This window comes from Bacillus sp. 16GRE42, assembly GCF_019837435.1.
In the GTDB taxonomy this organism is placed as follows: Bacteria; Bacillota; Bacilli; order Bacillales; family Bacillaceae_G; genus Bacillus_A; species Bacillus_A wiedmannii.
On record NZ_JADAXF010000003.1, the window covers coordinates 108,546 to 124,954 of the forward strand.

The 16,409-nt window shown below is 35.1% G+C and carries 15 protein-coding genes and 1 other annotated feature; of the genes, 11 read left to right on the top strand and 4 right to left on the bottom strand.

What is annotated here, in order from left to right; genetic code table 11:
- Positions 1-11: 11 nt before the first annotated feature.
- The gene (locus ILS93_RS17225; RefSeq protein ID WP_064476449.1) at positions 12-1,652 is read right to left on the bottom strand and encodes a peptide ABC transporter substrate-binding protein; all 1,641 of its coding nucleotides are present in this window, start codon (positions 1,650-1,652) and stop codon (positions 12-14) included.
- A gap of 245 nt (positions 1,653-1,897) precedes the next feature.
- Here ILS93_RS17225 and ILS93_RS17230 point away from each other — a divergent pair, with 245 nt between their 5' ends.
- The 4 genes from ILS93_RS17230 (at position 1,898) to ILS93_RS17245 (ending at position 5,551) form a co-directional block, all read left to right on the top strand.
- Positions 1,898-3,109, top strand: coding sequence for an MFS transporter (locus tag ILS93_RS17230; protein WP_064476448.1), 1,212 nt, complete (start codon positions 1,898-1,900; stop codon positions 3,107-3,109).
- Between the two features lie 10 nt (positions 3,110-3,119).
- Entirely contained in the window at positions 3,120-4,037 is a 918-nt protein-coding gene (gene cysK, locus ILS93_RS17235; protein WP_064476447.1) for a cysteine synthase A, read from the top strand.
- 77 nt (positions 4,038-4,114) lie between these two features.
- Complete coding sequence (locus ILS93_RS17240; protein WP_222660974.1) at positions 4,115-4,627, top strand: GNAT family N-acetyltransferase; 513 nt, start codon at positions 4,115-4,117, stop codon at positions 4,625-4,627.
- A gap of 99 nt (positions 4,628-4,726) precedes the next feature.
- Positions 4,727-5,551 carry a DUF4037 domain-containing protein gene (locus ILS93_RS17245; RefSeq protein ID WP_064476446.1) on the top strand — a complete coding sequence of 275 codons (825 nt, stop codon included), beginning with the start codon at positions 4,727-4,729 and terminating at the stop codon, positions 5,549-5,551.
- Positions 5,552-5,589: 38 nt separating this feature from the next.
- Here ILS93_RS17245 and ILS93_RS17250 read toward each other — a convergent pair whose 3' ends face one another.
- Positions 5,590-7,224, bottom strand: coding sequence for a putative polysaccharide biosynthesis protein (locus ILS93_RS17250; protein ID WP_064476445.1), 1,635 nt, complete (start codon positions 7,222-7,224; stop codon positions 5,590-5,592).
- A gap of 221 nt (positions 7,225-7,445) precedes the next feature.
- Positions 7,446-7,668, top strand: a binding site (T-box leader).
- Positions 7,669-7,970: 302 nt separating this feature from the next.
- Here ILS93_RS17250 and ILS93_RS17255 point away from each other — a divergent pair.
- Complete coding sequence (locus tag ILS93_RS17255; protein ID WP_222660976.1) at positions 7,971-9,308, top strand: sodium-dependent transporter; 1,338 nt, start codon at positions 7,971-7,973, stop codon at positions 9,306-9,308.
- A gap of 150 nt (positions 9,309-9,458) precedes the next feature.
- On the opposite strand, the gene ILS93_RS17260 is transcribed toward ILS93_RS17255, so the two are convergent.
- Positions 9,459-10,163 (bottom strand): polysaccharide deacetylase family protein, encoded by a 705-nt coding sequence (locus ILS93_RS17260; RefSeq protein ID WP_222660978.1) that lies wholly within the window; start codon positions 10,161-10,163, stop codon positions 9,459-9,461.
- 328 nt (positions 10,164-10,491) lie between these two features.
- Here ILS93_RS17260 and ILS93_RS17265 point away from each other — a divergent pair, with 328 nt between their 5' ends.
- The 5 genes from ILS93_RS17265 to ILS93_RS17285 all read left to right on the top strand — a co-directional run bounded on the left by ILS93_RS17265 (position 10,492) and on the right by ILS93_RS17285 (position 13,819).
- Complete coding sequence (locus tag ILS93_RS17265; protein WP_064476442.1) at positions 10,492-10,755, top strand: CD3324 family protein; 264 nt, start codon at positions 10,492-10,494, stop codon at positions 10,753-10,755.
- 179 nt (positions 10,756-10,934) lie between these two features.
- Positions 10,935-11,621 carry a DUF421 domain-containing protein gene (locus ILS93_RS17270; protein ID WP_064476441.1) on the top strand — a complete coding sequence of 229 codons (687 nt, stop codon included), beginning with the start codon at positions 10,935-10,937 and terminating at the stop codon, positions 11,619-11,621.
- A gap of 110 nt (positions 11,622-11,731) precedes the next feature.
- The gene (locus ILS93_RS17275) at positions 11,732-12,373 is read left to right on the top strand and encodes a FusB/FusC family EF-G-binding protein (RefSeq protein WP_222660980.1); all 642 of its coding nucleotides are present in this window, start codon (positions 11,732-11,734) and stop codon (positions 12,371-12,373) included.
- A gap of 164 nt (positions 12,374-12,537) precedes the next feature.
- Positions 12,538-13,422: an RCC1 domain-containing protein gene (locus ILS93_RS17280; RefSeq protein ID WP_064476440.1), complete on the top strand. Its 885-nt coding sequence runs from the start codon at positions 12,538-12,540 to the stop codon at positions 13,420-13,422.
- A 196-nt stretch (positions 13,423-13,618) separates the two neighbouring features.
- Positions 13,619-13,819, top strand: a complete 201-nt coding sequence (locus tag ILS93_RS17285) for a hypothetical protein (RefSeq protein ID WP_222660982.1) — start codon at positions 13,619-13,621, stop codon at positions 13,817-13,819.
- Positions 13,820-13,982: 163 nt separating this feature from the next.
- Here ILS93_RS17285 and msrA read toward each other — a convergent pair whose 3' ends face one another.
- Positions 13,983-14,519, bottom strand: coding sequence for a peptide-methionine (S)-S-oxide reductase MsrA (gene msrA / locus ILS93_RS17290; RefSeq protein ID WP_064476439.1), 537 nt, complete (start codon positions 14,517-14,519; stop codon positions 13,983-13,985).
- 247 nt (positions 14,520-14,766) lie between these two features.
- Here msrA and ILS93_RS17295 point away from each other — a divergent pair, with 247 nt between their 5' ends.
- Positions 14,767-16,395, top strand: a complete 1,629-nt coding sequence (locus ILS93_RS17295) for a multicopper oxidase family protein (RefSeq protein WP_098111632.1) — start codon at positions 14,767-14,769, stop codon at positions 16,393-16,395.
- Positions 16,396-16,409: the final 14 nt, after the last annotated feature.

Genomic DNA, 16,409 nt, shown 5'->3' on the forward strand with positions numbered 1-16,409 from the left:
TCGCCTTTTTCTTATTCTGTAATAGAAGCCCACTTATAAGAATAAATTCCTGCAAATGGACGAATAACAACATCTTTTACTGTTGGACGTTCTAAATATACAAGTCCTGATTGGAAGATTGGAGCGATAGCTGCATCATCTTCCAGTAATATTTTCTCAGCATCTTGGAACGCTTTCCAACGTGCTGGTAAATCAGTTGCTAAAGTAGAGCTCGTTTTCTCAATTAATTCGTCGTATTGTTTGTTTGAATAGCTCATTTTATTAAATGGTCCATCTGTGACGAACATATTTAAAAATGTTGTAGGATCAGGATAATCTGGTCCCCATGTAGAAAGTGAAATTTCAAAATCACCATTTCCTTCACGATCTAAAAATGCTTTTACTGGAAGTGGCTGTAATGTGATTTTTAATCCAGGTAAGTTTTTCTCCAATTCACCTTTTAAAAACTCGCTAATTTTTTTATCGTTAGACTCATCAGTTGTTATGATTGAAAGAGAAGCGTTTTGTAAATTTGTTTCTTTTTTCGCCGTTTCCCATAGTGTTTTAGCTTCTTTCACATTTGTTTCTACTTTTACATTACTTGTACTGCGAAAATCTTTGTTATCAGGTCCTTTTACGAATCCTTTCGGAACGAATGCATTCGCAGGTATAGAACCATTATTTAAAATCGTTGTTGCGATTCCTTGTTTATCAAAAGCGAGCGAAATAGCTTTTCGAGCATTTTTGTTTGCTAATAAAGGATTCTTTTGGCTAAATCGGAAAAACGTCATAGAAGGACGTTCCATTTTCTTTAAGCTCGGATCTTTTTGATATTTATCAACAAACTCTGAATTAATCGTAATTCGGTCTACTTGTTTGCTTTCAAATAAATTAACGGCTGTGGAAGTATCTTTTACGATATTTACATTAATTTCATTTAACTTCACATTTTTATTATCCCAGTAGTTCGGGTTTTTTGTCATTTTATAACTTGTATCATGTTTCCATTCACTTAATTGGAACGGCCCGTTATAAACTACATTTGCAGCTTCAAGTCCGTAATTTTTCCCTTGTGCTACTACAACTTTTTGGTTTTGAGGATAAAATGTTGCAAATCCCATTAACCCTAAAAAGTATGGAACAGGGTGTTCTAACTGTACTTCAAGCGTTTTATTATCAATCGCTTTTACACCAAATGAATCAATTGGTAATTCTTTTTTATTTATTTTTTCTGCATTTTTAATATCGAACATAATATGTGCGTATTCAGAAGCAGTTTCTGGATTTATGGCACGTTTCCATGCATATTCAAAATCATGAGCAGTCACTGGATCACCATTTGACCATTTGGAGTCGTGTAATGTAAATGTATATGTTTTTCCATCTTCGCTCAGTTTGTATGATTCAGCTGCTGCAGGAACAGGTTTATTGTCAGGACCAGGCATATATAATCCTTCCATTACGTTGTTTAATGCAGCGTAAGAAAACCCATCAGTTGCGATAGATGAATCAAGTGTAGAAATTTCCCCAGCTTCTACAATGTTTAATACTTGTTTTGAAGATTCTTTTTTCTTTTCTCCGGTAGTTGTTGCCTCTTGTTTTTGACCACATGCTGTTAAAAGTATAGATAATGTGATTGAGAGTGCAACGATTCCTTTAGATTTTTTCTTCATAGTTGTCATCCCTTCCTTCATCTCTGTCCTAGTATAAAAGAAAATATAGAAAATTTCTATAAATAAATCCGATAAAACTTATAGAAAAAATATATTATTTCTATAAGTGATATTTCTGGAAAAAGAAATGAAACCAGTATAGAATATAAATGTTTCAAAAGTCAGAATTTATTGAGGTTAAAGTTTTACTTTATTACACTTGCTGTAATAAATATATATATTGTACAGGAAGGAGAAATACACGTATGCAGGCAGTTTCGCAAAAAAACACTGTTGAAACACCGACGATATATCGAATACTATTTGCAATTAGTTTCGGTCATTTTTTAAATGACTCGATGCAAGCAGTTGTGCCGGCATTGTTTCCTATTTTGGAAAAAACGATGAATTTATCCTATATGCAAGTAGGGTGGATTGCGTTTGCATTAAATATGACGTCATCGATTATGCAGCCGTTTTTTGGTATGTATTCGGATAAGAAGCCGTCACCATTTTTATTACCACTCGGTATGTTTTCGAGTATGCTTGGGATGATTGGACTTGGGTTTGCACCGAACTTTATTATTGTTATTATTTCTGTTTTATTTATCGGATTAGGTTCCGCAGTCTTTCATCCAGAAGGTGCTCGTGTTGCTTATATGGCAGCTGGTGCAAAACGGGGTTTAGCGCAAGCGATTTATCAAGTGGGAGGAAATACAGGGAATTCCCTAGCTCCTATTTTTACAGCGTTAATTTTCGTTCCGCTCGGCCAAATTGGTTCTTTAGGTTTTACAGCATTTGCAGCGGTAGGAATTGTATTATTAATTTTCGTATCAAATTGGTATAGGAATGAATTAGCAACTGGCGCTGTGAGAAGAAAAAAGAGGGCTGCGCTTGAGGCGGAAAATGCGATTGTAAGTACACATATTAAATTTGTTATTCTACTTCTTGTTTTTCTTACCTTTGTACGTTCTTGGTACGGTGCTGGTATCGGGAATTTTTATCAATTTTACTTAATTGAGCATTACGGTTTATCTATAAAAAATGCCCAGTATTTCGTATTCGCATTTATGATTGCCGGTGTATTAGGAACTTTCTTTGGTGGACCGTTAGCAGATCGATTTGGAAAGAAAACAATTATTGTATTTTCAATGCTAGGTTCGGCACCACTCGCCCTTTTATTACCTCACGTTTCGCTAGTGTGGGTTGTACCGCTATTTTTATGTATCGGTTTTATTAGTTCAAGTAGTTTTAGTGTAATTGTTGTTTATGCGCAAGAGCTTGTTCCTGGAAAAGTAGGGATGGTATCTGGATTAATTGTAGGGCTTGCGTTTGGACTAGGAGCTTTAGGATCTGTAGTACTTGGGAAATTGGCTGACATATATAGTCTACAATTCATTATGTTACTATGTAGTTGTCTGCCATTAATTGGACTTACTTCTTGGTTATTACCAAATGATAAGAAAACGATAGAATAGGGGATGCACTATGAAATTATGTGAAAATGTTACAGAATTAATAGGAGATACACCTGTCGTCCGATTATCTAAATTTATTCCAGAAGACGCAGCAGATGTGTATGTGAAACTAGAAATGTTTAATCCATCACGCAGTGTGAAGGACCGCGCTGCCTATAATTTACTGCACGTTGCAGAAGAGCATGGTCTCATCAAACCAGGAGATACAATTATTGAACCGACAAGCGGAAATACAGGAATAGGCTTAGCAATGAATGCAGCTGCGAAAGGGTATAAAGCGATTTTAATTATGCCAGACAATATGTCAAAAGAGCGTATAAATTTATTGAAAGCATACGGAGCAGAAGTAGTTTTAACACCGGCAGAACAAAGAATGCCAGGAGCAATTGCGAAGGCGTTAGAACTGCAAAAGCAAATACCAAATAGTTTTATTCCGCAACAATTTGAAAATCCAGCAAACCCGAATATTCATCGTTATACGACTGCACTTGAAATTTATGAACAAATGGATGGCGAGCTTGATGCATTCGTAGCAACGGCAGGAACTGGTGGAACTATTACAGGTACTGGGGAAACGTTAAAAGAGAAACTACCAAACTTATATATTGCAGTAGTAGAACCGAAAGGATCTCCCGTTTTATCAGGCGGTGTTCCAGGTCCTCATAAACTAGTAGGAACAAGTCCAGGGTTTATCCCGAAAAATTTAAATACAGAAGTGTATAACGAAATTATTCAAATTGCAGACGAAGAGGCTTTAACGACAATGAGAAACTTAGCAAGACAAGAGGGGTTATTAGTTGGACCATCTTCTGGAGCTTCTGTTTATGCAGCGATTATGATAGCAAAACGATTAGGCGCTGGTAAAAAAGTTTTATGTATTGCACCTGATACGGGAGAACGGTATTTAAGTATGGGATTATTTGAATAAAAATGATAGAAACCCCTTAATGGTGAAATAGCGCTATTAAGGGGTTTGTTGTAGGTAGTTAAGAGAGGGGAAGTACAATGAAACTATTAAAACCAACAAATGAACATAGTGAACAAATTATGGAGTATCGGGAAGCGTTTTTATATGCTGACGAACAACCACACGGCAGTAGTTCTTTACATAATTTTGATTCTCTCCATGAATGGTTTGAAAAAGTGAGTAAACAGGAACTGGGAGAAAACTTACTAGGTAATCGAGTACCATCTAGTCAATTTTTAAGTGTTGAAAAAGGGGAACTTATAGGTTTTGTGAATATTAGACAACGATTAAACGAAGAATTATTGCGGGAAAGTGGTCATATTGGATATAGTGTTCATCCGAATAAACGTCGCCAAGGTTACGCGACAAAACAATTGAAACTCGCATTATATGAAGCACGAAAGTTAGGGTTGCAGAAAGTGTTAATAACTTGCAATAAAACTAATATTGCTTCGGCTAAAACGATTCAAAAGGTTGGCGGTGTGTTAGAAAATGAAGTAGTTTCTTCTCATAGTGGGGAAATTGTTCAGCGTTATTGGATAGAAATATGATTTAGTGGAACAGTGAAAAGGAAATATAATGCGTCATATCGAAGTAGATAAATGAAAAAGTAAGAGTAAGAGTGTACTGCAATTTTAGGGGGAAATGAAGTGGTATTAAAAGAGAAAGCAATAGAAATGTCGGAGATTTATAGGAGAAATCCGAAGATTGAAGCTGTTATTTTAGCGGGTTCAGTAGCTAGAAAGTTAGAAGATGAACATTCAGATATAGAATTACATATTTTATGGTCAGCACCACCAGAGGACGAGGATCGTAAAGGGCCTATTAATCATATTGGTGGAACAATATTGTCATATCATCCTTACGAGGAAGAAGAATGGTCGGAAACATATTTGACAAAAGAGGGAATTAAATTAGAGATTAGTAACTTTTTAACTGAAACAGTAGAGAAAGTGATTTTAGGTGTGGTGGATCAATATGATATAAGTTATGAAAAACAATGTATTGTCTCATCCGTTCATGATGGTGTTAGTTTGTATGGAGAAGAGAAAGTACAGGAATTAAAAGATAAAGTGGTATCATATCCAGAAGACCTAGCGAAACGGATGATTTCAGAAAATCTTTGGTTAAGCAATCGCTGGCATAATCGCGAGGCTCTTTTAAAACGAAAAGATTGGCTTATGCTTTATGATGTTATTTGTGAAGTGCAAAGAAATATATTTGGGGTCTTATTTGGTCTAAACCGAATGTATGTGCATCATCCTGCATTTAAATGGATGCCGAATAATGTGGAACGAATGAGTATTAAGCCTGAAAATTTATATGAGCGTATGGAGAATACGTTAATAGGGAAACCGGAGTATAGTGTACAGGAGTTAGAGGTGTTAATCGAAGAGCTATTACATTTAGTAGAACAACATGCTCCAGAATTACATATTGTTGAACAACAAAAACATATTCAATATGCGAAGTAGAAAAGAAGGGATGTAACAATGCGTTACATCCCTTCTTTTTATTTGATTAATTTACCTAGTACGGGTAATCGCTGAATCCTATCACCGAGAATATGTGAAGCAAGTCCGCTTGTTAATACGAATAAAAGGTAAACAAGTCCTCCTGCGACGCCACAAATACATACAATAAGCAGTGATTCGATATAAGATTGTCCAGGAATTAACCATTTTAAAATTGCTTTTAATGCGATTACAACAGCAGACATTGCTGCGGAATAAATCGTAATAAGAAATACTGTTTTTGCTGTTTCGCCAATTTTAAATTTCGCAAACTTAACGATGCAGTACAACATAATAACATTGGAAACGAGGTATCCAAGAATTGTTCCCATTACAGCACCGTGTCCGCCAAATAAATGTAAGAGCGGTGTATTTACTAAAACTTTAACGAGAATACCGGCTGAGAATGCAATCATTGTTTTTCTTTGATAATCGATTCCTTGTAAAATAGCTGCTGAAACTGTGAAAATCGCACTTAATATAGCAGAAGGTGCAAATGAAATTAAATATTGTGATCCACCAAGTGCAATTTCAGGATTTACATAAACCATACGGAATGCATCGTGAGCGATGCTAGCAAGACCGAATGCAGCTGGGATAGTGAAGAATAACAAGACTTGAAATATCTTTGAAATTTGTTCTTGTAATTCTTCTAGTTTCCCGCTTGTATAAGATTTCGTTATAGCTGGAATAATCGTTAACGAGAATCCAGTTGCAAGTGAAGCTGGAATCATAATTAACTTTTGGGCATAGTTCGTTATATAAGCGAACACTGCATTCGCTGTTTCTAAAGGCTCGCCCATCGCTCTAAGGACATCAGCTACAGTATATTGATCTACTAACGTATAGAGCGGGATTGCAATACCGACAAATACAATTGGGATTGCATATCGAAGTAATTCCATATAAATATTTTTTAATGGAATATTTGATGCCCTTGACTTTAATTCTCCTTCGGGAGGCTTTAATCTATTATATTTTTTCCAGTACAACGTTAAAATTGAAACGCTGGCAATCGCTCCGATAACAGCGCCAAACGTAGCAACTGCAACAGAAGAAGCTACGGAACCCCCTAATAGTTTTGAGACGATAAAACTACCAACTAAAATGAAAACAACGCGTGCAATTTGTTCTACGACTTGAGAAACGGCACTTGGTTTCATATGTTGAAAACCTTGGAAATAGCCACGTGTAACACTCATAGCTGGTACGATAATAAGTGCGAAACTTAATGCTCGCATCGTAAGTGTTACATCGGCGATAAATTGTGGATCTGGCGTTTTCGAGCGAATAATAAATTGTGATATGTATGGTGCCCCAATAAATAAAATTAAAAATCCTAAAAAGCCCATAAACAGCATTAATTTTACACTAGAGTTGTATAATTTTTTGCTTGTACTATAATCACCGAGCGCATTATGCTTTGCAACAAATTTGGAAACGGCAATAGGAATACCAGCTGTTGAGAAGCTTAATAAAATACCGTACCAAGAGTATGCATATCCATATAAAGCGACCCCTTGTGTTCCGACTAATAGTTGAAAAGGGAAGAAGTATATAAAACCTAATATACGTGAAATCATTGTTGCACCACTTAATAAAGCAGTACCTTTTAAAACTTTTGAAGTAGACAAAATTCTTTCCTCCTACTCGTGCTGTCTTGCATTTATCGTATACTACTATAAACCTGTTAGAGAAGTTAATATAGTATGGAACATAAATATTCTAATATTATTCATTTAAAAGTCATATTTTACATTTTTTAAATAGAATGTAATACATAAAAATTCAAAATATAAGTTGACACTATTTTTAATGTGTGATAAAAATGATAGTAATCAATTCGGAAAATAATATTTGGGCAATGAAAGGGTATAGTAGTGAATATCTCCCTATTTCAGAGAGCTGATGGTTGGTGTGAATCAGTATATAGATTATTCATGAAGTTCGTCCTGGAGCATCTTTCATAAATCTCATATTTTGAGGAAATGAAAGACGGTAGTTTATACCGTTATCAAATAAAGTGGTGAAGATTGTTTCACAACTAGGGTGGTACCGCGATATTTATCGTCCCTACGTATTTACGTAGGGACGTTTTTTATTTAGGTCCTAACTTTGTTGTGGCTTCATAACTAGGGTGGTACCGCGATAATTTATCGTCCCTACGTATTTGCGTAGGGGCGTTTTTTATTTAGGTCCTAACTTTGTTGTATCTTCATAACTAGGGTGGTACCGCGATATTTTTGTCGTCCCTACGTATTTACGTAGGGGCGTTTTTTTATGATTAGGGAGGAAGTGAACGTATTAGAAAAGAGTATTGATAGAACAATATAAATACTGAACTGAAACAAAGAAAAAGAGACAGAGAGGAGATTAACAAATGAATTCACAGCAATGGACATCAAAATTAGGTTTCGTATTAGCTGCAGCAGGTTCAGCAATTGGTCTAGGGGCGATTTGGAAATTCCCATATATGGCCGGCATCGGAGGAGGCGGGGCGTTCTTCCTTATTTTCATCGGTTTCACATTATTAATTGGTTTACCGCTATTATTAGCTGAATTCGTTATCGGAAGAAGTACACAAAAAGAGGCTGTTGATGCGTATAGAGAAATTGCACCAAAAACACGATGGCCGTGGTTAGGGAAATTAGGGATTGTAACTTGTTTCATATTACTTTCTTTCTACAGTGTTGTAGGAGGCTGGATTTTATTATACTTATGGAATGCAATTACAGGTAGACTATGGGAAGGGAATGGGGCATACGAAGCTACGTTTGGTGAAATCATTTCCAATCCGTATTTAGCAGTTGGATCACAGCTATTATTCATCTTTATTACTATTTTCATCGTAAGTAAAGGTGTACAAAATGGTGTTGAAAAAGTAAATAAATATTTCATGCCAGCATTATTCGTTTTATTCTTTGTATTAATCGTTCGTGCCCTTACATTAGACGGCGCAGGAGAAGGCGTTCGTTTCTTCTTACAACCTGATTTCTCACATGTAACATCAGAAGTTATTTTATATGCGATGGGTCAATCATTCTTCTCATTATCGGTCGGTGTAGCAGTAATGGTAACATATAGTTCATACTTACCGAAGGAAGAAAGTTTACCGCGTTCAGCATTTTCTATCGTAGCTTTAACATTAGTAATTACATTACTTGCAGGACTTGCAATTTTCCCAGTAGTGTTCGCATTTGGTATGGAACCATCTCAAGGACCGGGGCTATTATTTATCGTATTACCAGCTATTTTCAGTAAAATGGCATTCGGAAAATTATTCTTCATCGTTTTCTTATTACTATTCTTCTTTGCTACTATTACATCAGCAATTTCAATGTTAGAAATTAGCGTTGCATCTTTAACTGCAAAAGGTAAAGGGAAACGTGAAAAAATGGCTTTAATTGTAGGATTATTAATCTTCATTGTTGGAGTACCATCAGCATTATCATTTGGTATATTAAGTGATCTGAAGATTTTCGGAAAGACAATCTTTGATTTAGCGGACTATGCAGTGAGTAACGTACTAATGCCACTTGGTGTTTTATTAGTTTCCATCTTTGTTCCTTTAAAAATGAAGAAAGATGTATTAATGAAAGAGCTTGGTGTAAGTAAAAATAAAGGCTATAAACTGTTCGTATTATGGTTATTCTTACTTCGCTTTATCGCACCAATTGCGATTATTATCGTATTCTTAAATGTACTTGGCATTATTTAAAAAGAAAGGTAGCGTATCGCTCTATGATACGCTACCTTTTTATCCCGTATTAACGGGAAGTAAGACCCCCGCCTCAAAACTCAGCGAAAGTGAAGAATTTAGGTGGAGGATCAACTGCCCGTAAAAGCCCCCACTGATTAAAGTTTTACTTTATTTTGCTCTTTTTTGCAGTTCGTTTACTGTTACGAACTGATAGCCCTTCTTAGATAAAGAGTCTAAAATACCTTGAATGGTCTGTAAATTTTCATTAGCCCCATCATACATAGAGTGTAATAAAATGATAGAACCTGGTTTTACATTTTTATTAATATATTCAATTTTATCGGACGCAGATTTATAAAAAGTATCAGGTTCCAGGTCCCATATGATTGTTTCGATATTATTTTTATTTAAATAATAGGGCAGACCAATTAGCTTTTTACCGTTAGGTGGTCTAAAATCAATTTCGCCTGTATATCCTGTTTGGCGGATTAATGCATTCGTTTTTTCTATTTCTTCTTTAATAAAAGAAGGTGTTTTAAAAACCATTCTGTTATGAGAGTATGTATGGTTTCCAATTTGGTGTCCAGATTGTACGATATTTTCTCCTAACGATAAGTTTTTCTCTAGTTCATTTCCGATTAAAAAGAAAGTAGCTTTTGCATTGTATGTATCTAGTAGCGGTAATATTTGTTTTACATTGTTCGTAGGGCCATCATCAAAAGTTAAAGCAATCACTTTTTCATTTGTTTCTACTCGGTTTGTTAAATCTCCAAACAATTGAAAACTTCTTGCGTTCATCAATTTGTATGTTCCGAACAATGCTACAGTAATAATGAATAATGTAACGATTGTAATGATTATTTTCTTTTTCATAAAGTAACCTCACTATATTTTTGGATTGGACTAAAAAGTATTATATCAAACTAAGTAATTTCATGCTTTAAAAAGGATGTGGATGCAAGGGGAAGGGATTTATCATATAATAAAATGCAAAAGGTATATTAGGAGGTGTTTATATGGCGATTACAATTCAATTGCCGGACACTGCAGCGTCTCATGCAAAGCCAAGTATGGAAATGGCGATACTTTGCGTGAGGTAGAAAAGTAATATACAATCGCCTAAAATGAGCTCGTATCATTTTTTTATATTTGGCTTTGCACCTTATTGAAATGAACCATAAAAAATAAGGGGCGAGCAGAAATGAAATACGTTAAAGCTGCGACGGTTTTACCAGAAAGTTTAATTACTGAAATTCAAAAGTATATACAAGGTGAAACAATTTACATTCCAAAACAAGAAACGAAACATTATAAATGGGGTACACGATCTGGAGGAAGAAAACAATTAGATGAAAGAAATAAAACAATTAAAGAAGCGTTTAAAAGTGGAGTTTCCATTCATCAACTTGCAGAGGAGCATTTTCTTTCCGGAGAAACGATTAAAAAGATTGTGTATTCTAAATGAAAATAAAAGAGTCTAGTTCAATTATAAAATTGAACTAGACTCTTTTTTTCTTTGTATATATTGGATATATTGGTTTTAAATGGGAATGATAATAGTAAAAGTGAATCGTGATTGTACGGCATAGAAATGTGAATAGGAATAAAAATGTTATATTTCATATGACAGAAAGGTGACTACATATGAATCATTTAGGACAAATAACGATAGAACTGTTTGTTGGTTTTTTTGTTCTATTGGTTGCGACTAAAATATTAGGGAAAACACAAATATCTCAGTTAACGCCATTTGATTTTATTTCTGCCATTGTTCTTGGGGAATTAGTCGGAAATACGATATATGACCCTGAAGTGAGAGTATGGTCTATTTTATATGCGGTACTTGTATGGACAGTGTTAATTTACGCAATAGAAGTGATAACACAAAAATTTAGGGGGACAAGAAGGTTTTTTGAAGGATACCCTTCTATTATCATTCGAAATGGACGTATTGACAGAGAGCAATTAAAATCGAATCATTTGGATATTAACCAATTACAACAAATGCTAAGACAACAAAAAGATATATTTTCAATCCGAGAAGTTGAGTATATGATTTTGGAACCAAATGGAAACATAAGTGTATTGAAAAAAAGTAAATATGAATCTCCCACTATAAATGATTTAAGTTTAAAACATAAGCCTGTTTACTTACCTATTTCATTAATTAGTGATGGGAAAGTAGTGAAAGATAATTTGAGGGAAGCAGGTTTTGATGAAGGATGGCTTTATAAACAAATAAAGCAAAAAGGGATTACTAAATTTGAAGATGTATTATATGCAGAATGGAAAACAGATGATGGCTTCTTTTGTCAAGAAATGAAGCAGTAGAACATAATTGATGTATGTAATATTCGTTTCTAAGTTATCTTTTACATATCAAAAAGCTGAATCTATGTATACAATAACACTAGATCAACAATTTGTATGGAGTGATAAAGATGGAAGCTTTTATTAGAAGTGATCAATACAATTTTATAAAGTCACAAGCTTATATTTTAGCAAACGGGCATGCAACGGCAAATGATAGAGGTGTAATTCAAGCGTTAAAATCACTAGCGATTGAAAAGATAATACATGTATTTGAGAGTTTAACGGATGAACAAAAAGAGTTAATTGATACGGTATTAACAGTTCAAAATAGAGAAGATGCAGAATCGTTTTTAATGAAAATAAATCCGTATGTAATTCCATTTCAGGAAGTTACAGCGCAAACATTAAAAAAATTATTTCCTAAAGCGAAAAAATTAAAACTTCCTGATATGGAAGAACTGGACATGAAAGAATTATCTTATTTAAGCTGGATTGATAAAGGGTCAAGCAGGAAATTTATTATAGCGAAAAATGATAAAAATAAGTTTGTTGGTCTGCAAGGAACGTTCCAAAGTTTAAATAAAAAGAGTATTTGTTCATTATGTCATGGACATGAAGAAGTAGGGATGTTTTTAGTTGAAATTAAAGGTGATGTACAAGGAACTTTCGTTAAAAAGGGAAACTATATTTGTAAAGATGGTGTAGCTTGTAATCAGAATATGAAATCTCTTGATAAATTGAACGATTTTATCGAACGATTGAAGAAATAAAGAAAAAACCTCTAGTATTTAAACTGGAGGTTTTTATTTTTTGAAGAAGTAGTAATAGGCTTCTTTTATAGCTGTAAATTTATAAAAAAAGTCGGGTCATTTATAATGAAATTAGATAAAAATATCTATTTGGATACAGTTGCTTATATGCAAGGAGGTAAAACATGAATTACGAAGAGATATTAAAAGTGAAACGGTGGCCTAAAGGTACGATAGCGGCAGGTCGTGGTCATACAGTTGCTCTTAAATCGGATGGCACAGTTGTGGCAGTGGGGCGAAATAAAGAAGGAGAATGCAATGTAAGCCGTTGGTGTGATATTGAAGCAGTCGCAGCGGGCAATGTTCATATGGCGACGAACACGGGTAATGCTCATACAATCGCTCTGAAAAGTGATAATACTGTGGAAGCGGTGGGGTGGAATAAGCATGATCAATGTGATGTAAACGAATGGCATAATATTGTATCGGTTGCGGCGGGATGGCGTCGTACCATTGGACTTAAACCGGATGGCACGGTAATAGCGGTGGGGCGAAATAAAGAAGGAGAATGTAATATAAGTAGCTGGAGAAATATTGTGGCGGTCACGGCGGGTGATTGGCATACAGTCGGTCTTAAATTGGACGGCGCAGTGACGGCAGTGGGGAATAATCGATATGGCCAATGCAATGTAAGTGAATGGCGTGGAATGGTGGAGTTGGCCGCAGGTTACCTTCATACTGTTGGTTTGAAAACGGATGGAAAAGTGATGGCGGTGGGTAATAATAAACTTGGTCAATGCGATGTAGGCAGCTGGAGAGATATTATGGTAATAGCAGCTGGTACGAATCATACAATCGGACTTAAATCAGACGGTACCGTGGTGGCAGTAGGCTGGAATGAGTATGGTCAATGTAATGTAAGTGATTGGCGCGATATTGTAGCGGTAGCAGCTGGTTGTGCGCATACGGTCGGTCTTAAATTAGATGGCACGGTGGTAGCAGTAGGTGATAATACATACGGTCAATGCGATGTAGGTAGTTGGCGCAACATTCGATTGCCTGGCAAATAGTTAATGTACAACAAATCATTAGTAATATTATTCTATTTTAGGAGTAATTATGGAATAGAACATGTACATAAGAGTCCCTTTTCAAAAGGGGGTCTTATTCTTTTCCGTAAAATGAAGGTCTAAATGGAGTTTTTAAACAAATCTTATTTCAAAGCTACAGTAGAAGAGATAAATAAGACATAGGAGAGCTGAAGAAATGCTTAAAAAGTTTTTGCTTTCTTTACCGGATGTTTTACTTGTATGCGTTGTTCTCTACATAACATACAAAACTACTTTTAGTTTTGGACAGACATTAGTAATTTCAATTGCAATCGGAATCATTGGTGGTCTTGTTATAAGAATTTGTATGGATGTATTCACGTATATAAGATGGACAATTAAACAGAGGAAATCTTGAATATGTTGTATTGCTATTAGGAAGGAATGAAATGACTAAGAAGAAGAGTAGAGTGAAAAATGAAATCGCACTTTGGACATTGACAGCGGTTGTTCTCATCATTGCATGGTACTTTTTTCAAAGATAAAAATGCATCGTACTTAAAAGGTACGATGCATTTTTATTATTTTTTTTGCCAATTTTCTTTTATAAAGTCTTCACGGCCAGATTCTTTTTGCTCAGTAGCATATTTTTCTGGGTTCTTTTTATAGAAATGTTGATGGTATTCTTCAGCCTCATAAAAAGGTGCAGCCGGGCGAATTTCAGTTATGATTGGCTCTTTAAACATACCGCTTTCTGCAAGAGCTTGTTTTGATTTTTCAGCAAGCTCTTTTTGCGTTTCATTATGATAAAAAATAGCAGTGCGATAAGAGGGACCACGGTCAAAGAATTGTCCGCCATCATCAGTTGGATCGATTTGTGGCCAATATAAATCTAGTAATTTTTCATATGGAAAAATAGAAGGATCGAATGTAATTTGTACAACTTCTAAATGACCAGATGTACCAGCTTTTACTTGTTCATATGTTGGGTTTTCTACATGACCACCTGCATAGCCAGAAAGTACTTTATGAATACCAGGAAGTTCATCAAATGGCTTTACCATGCACCAAAAGCAACCGCCTGCGAAGGTTGCGAGTTCGTATGTTTTTTCGGACATTGTTGTAATCCTCCTAAATATATATGTTTTATATAGTATTATACAATCTTTTTTATTACGCAATAAAAAAGATTTAGAAGTAAAGAAAAATTGAAATATATTTCTTTATAAAGTCTTTAAAATTCCTTCAAAGTTTCTTTTTTTCTGAGTGTTATGATGTAAATCGAAGTGAATATGTGAGGTGATAGGCAATGAATCCACGTATGAAAATTAATAGTTTACAACAAAAAATGAAAGAGAGACTAATATGAAAAAGGAATTTATACAAAGCGATTTAAGAAATATATTGATTGCGGCATGCTTACTATTAGGGTTAGTTATTTTTGGATATTTTTTAATAAATAATTACCCAGGTACAAATGAAAAAAAGAAGTTAACAGATGCAACATCTACTTCAGAATCAATTACATCTATTGCTAATTCAGATGCCAAAAAAAGGGTTACAAAAACTTTTAATATTACGGCGAAAGTAGCAAGTTTAGATTTGGGAGATGGGAAAAAGGTAGATGCATGGACCTTTGATGGAACATCACCGGGTACTCAAATTCGAGTTAAACAAGGTGAACGTATTGTTGTAAATTTGAAAAATGAATTGCCAGAACCGGTTACAATCCATTGGCATGGATTAGATGTTCCTGCGGCGGTAGACGGTGTTCCAGGTGTTACGCAAAATGCTATAAAACCAGGTGAAACATATACATACGCATTTAATGCTAATCAGGTAGGGACATATTGGTATCATTCACATCAAAAAAGTGCAATACAAACGGAACGGGGACTATTTGGAACCATTGTTATTGAACCGAATAAACCAGCTGTAAAATATGAAAAGGATTATACAGTGGCGATCCATGAATGGAAAACAGGAGCCATAAAAACCGGTAAGCATAATGGCGAACAAGATAAAGATTGGGATAGCTATCCTAGCAATCATATTCGAAATGAAAAGGCGCAAACTTTAGAAGGACCGTTAATGATGCCAAGTAATGATCAACTCAAAGATTTATCTGATGGAGATGATTACGATGTATTTACATTAAATGATACAAGTGAGGGACTACGATTGGATGCAAAACCAGGTGAAACAGTACGCCTTCGCTTAATTAATGCTGGGAATAATACGCATTTAATGACATTAGTTGGGGCGCCATTTCAAATTATCGCATTAGATGGTCGTGATATAAAAGGTGGGGACGAGCTAGATAAAGCAATTCTTCCGATGGGAGCTGCACAACGTTATGACCTTGTTTTTAAAATGCCGGAAACAACGAGTGTAAAACTTATTAATGTGGATCCATCTAAGAAAATGAATCGAATGTTAACGGCGACTATTGGGAACGGTTCTTTGCCGAAAAAACCTATTGATATAAAGAGTTATCCATGGTTTGACTTTACGAAATATGGAGAAAAAGAAGTTGGCAAGTTTACGATAGATTCAAAGTTTACAAAGGTCTATGATATGGATTTGGCAGAAGGTGTGAAAGATGTAAATGGACAAGAAAAATGGGTGTATACGATTAATGGAAAGACATCACCTGATATTCCACCCATTAAAGTAGAGAAAGGAGATAAAGTTAAGATTCGCTTTAAAAATAAGGGAGAAGAAATTCATCCAATGCATTTGCATGGACATACATTCCAGGTTATTTCTAAAAATGGTAAACCAATGGAGGGAAGTCCGATTTACTTAGATACAGTTAATGTTTTTCCGGGAGAAGAATATGAAATTGCTTTAGAGGCAAATAATAGTGGACTATGGATGGTTCATTGTCATCATCTCGTTCATGCGGAAAAAGGAATGCATACGATGATGAATTATGAGGGGGTAACTACTCCATTTTCTACCGGAGATCACTCAGGTAATCATCCAGAATAATAATACGGAGGTTT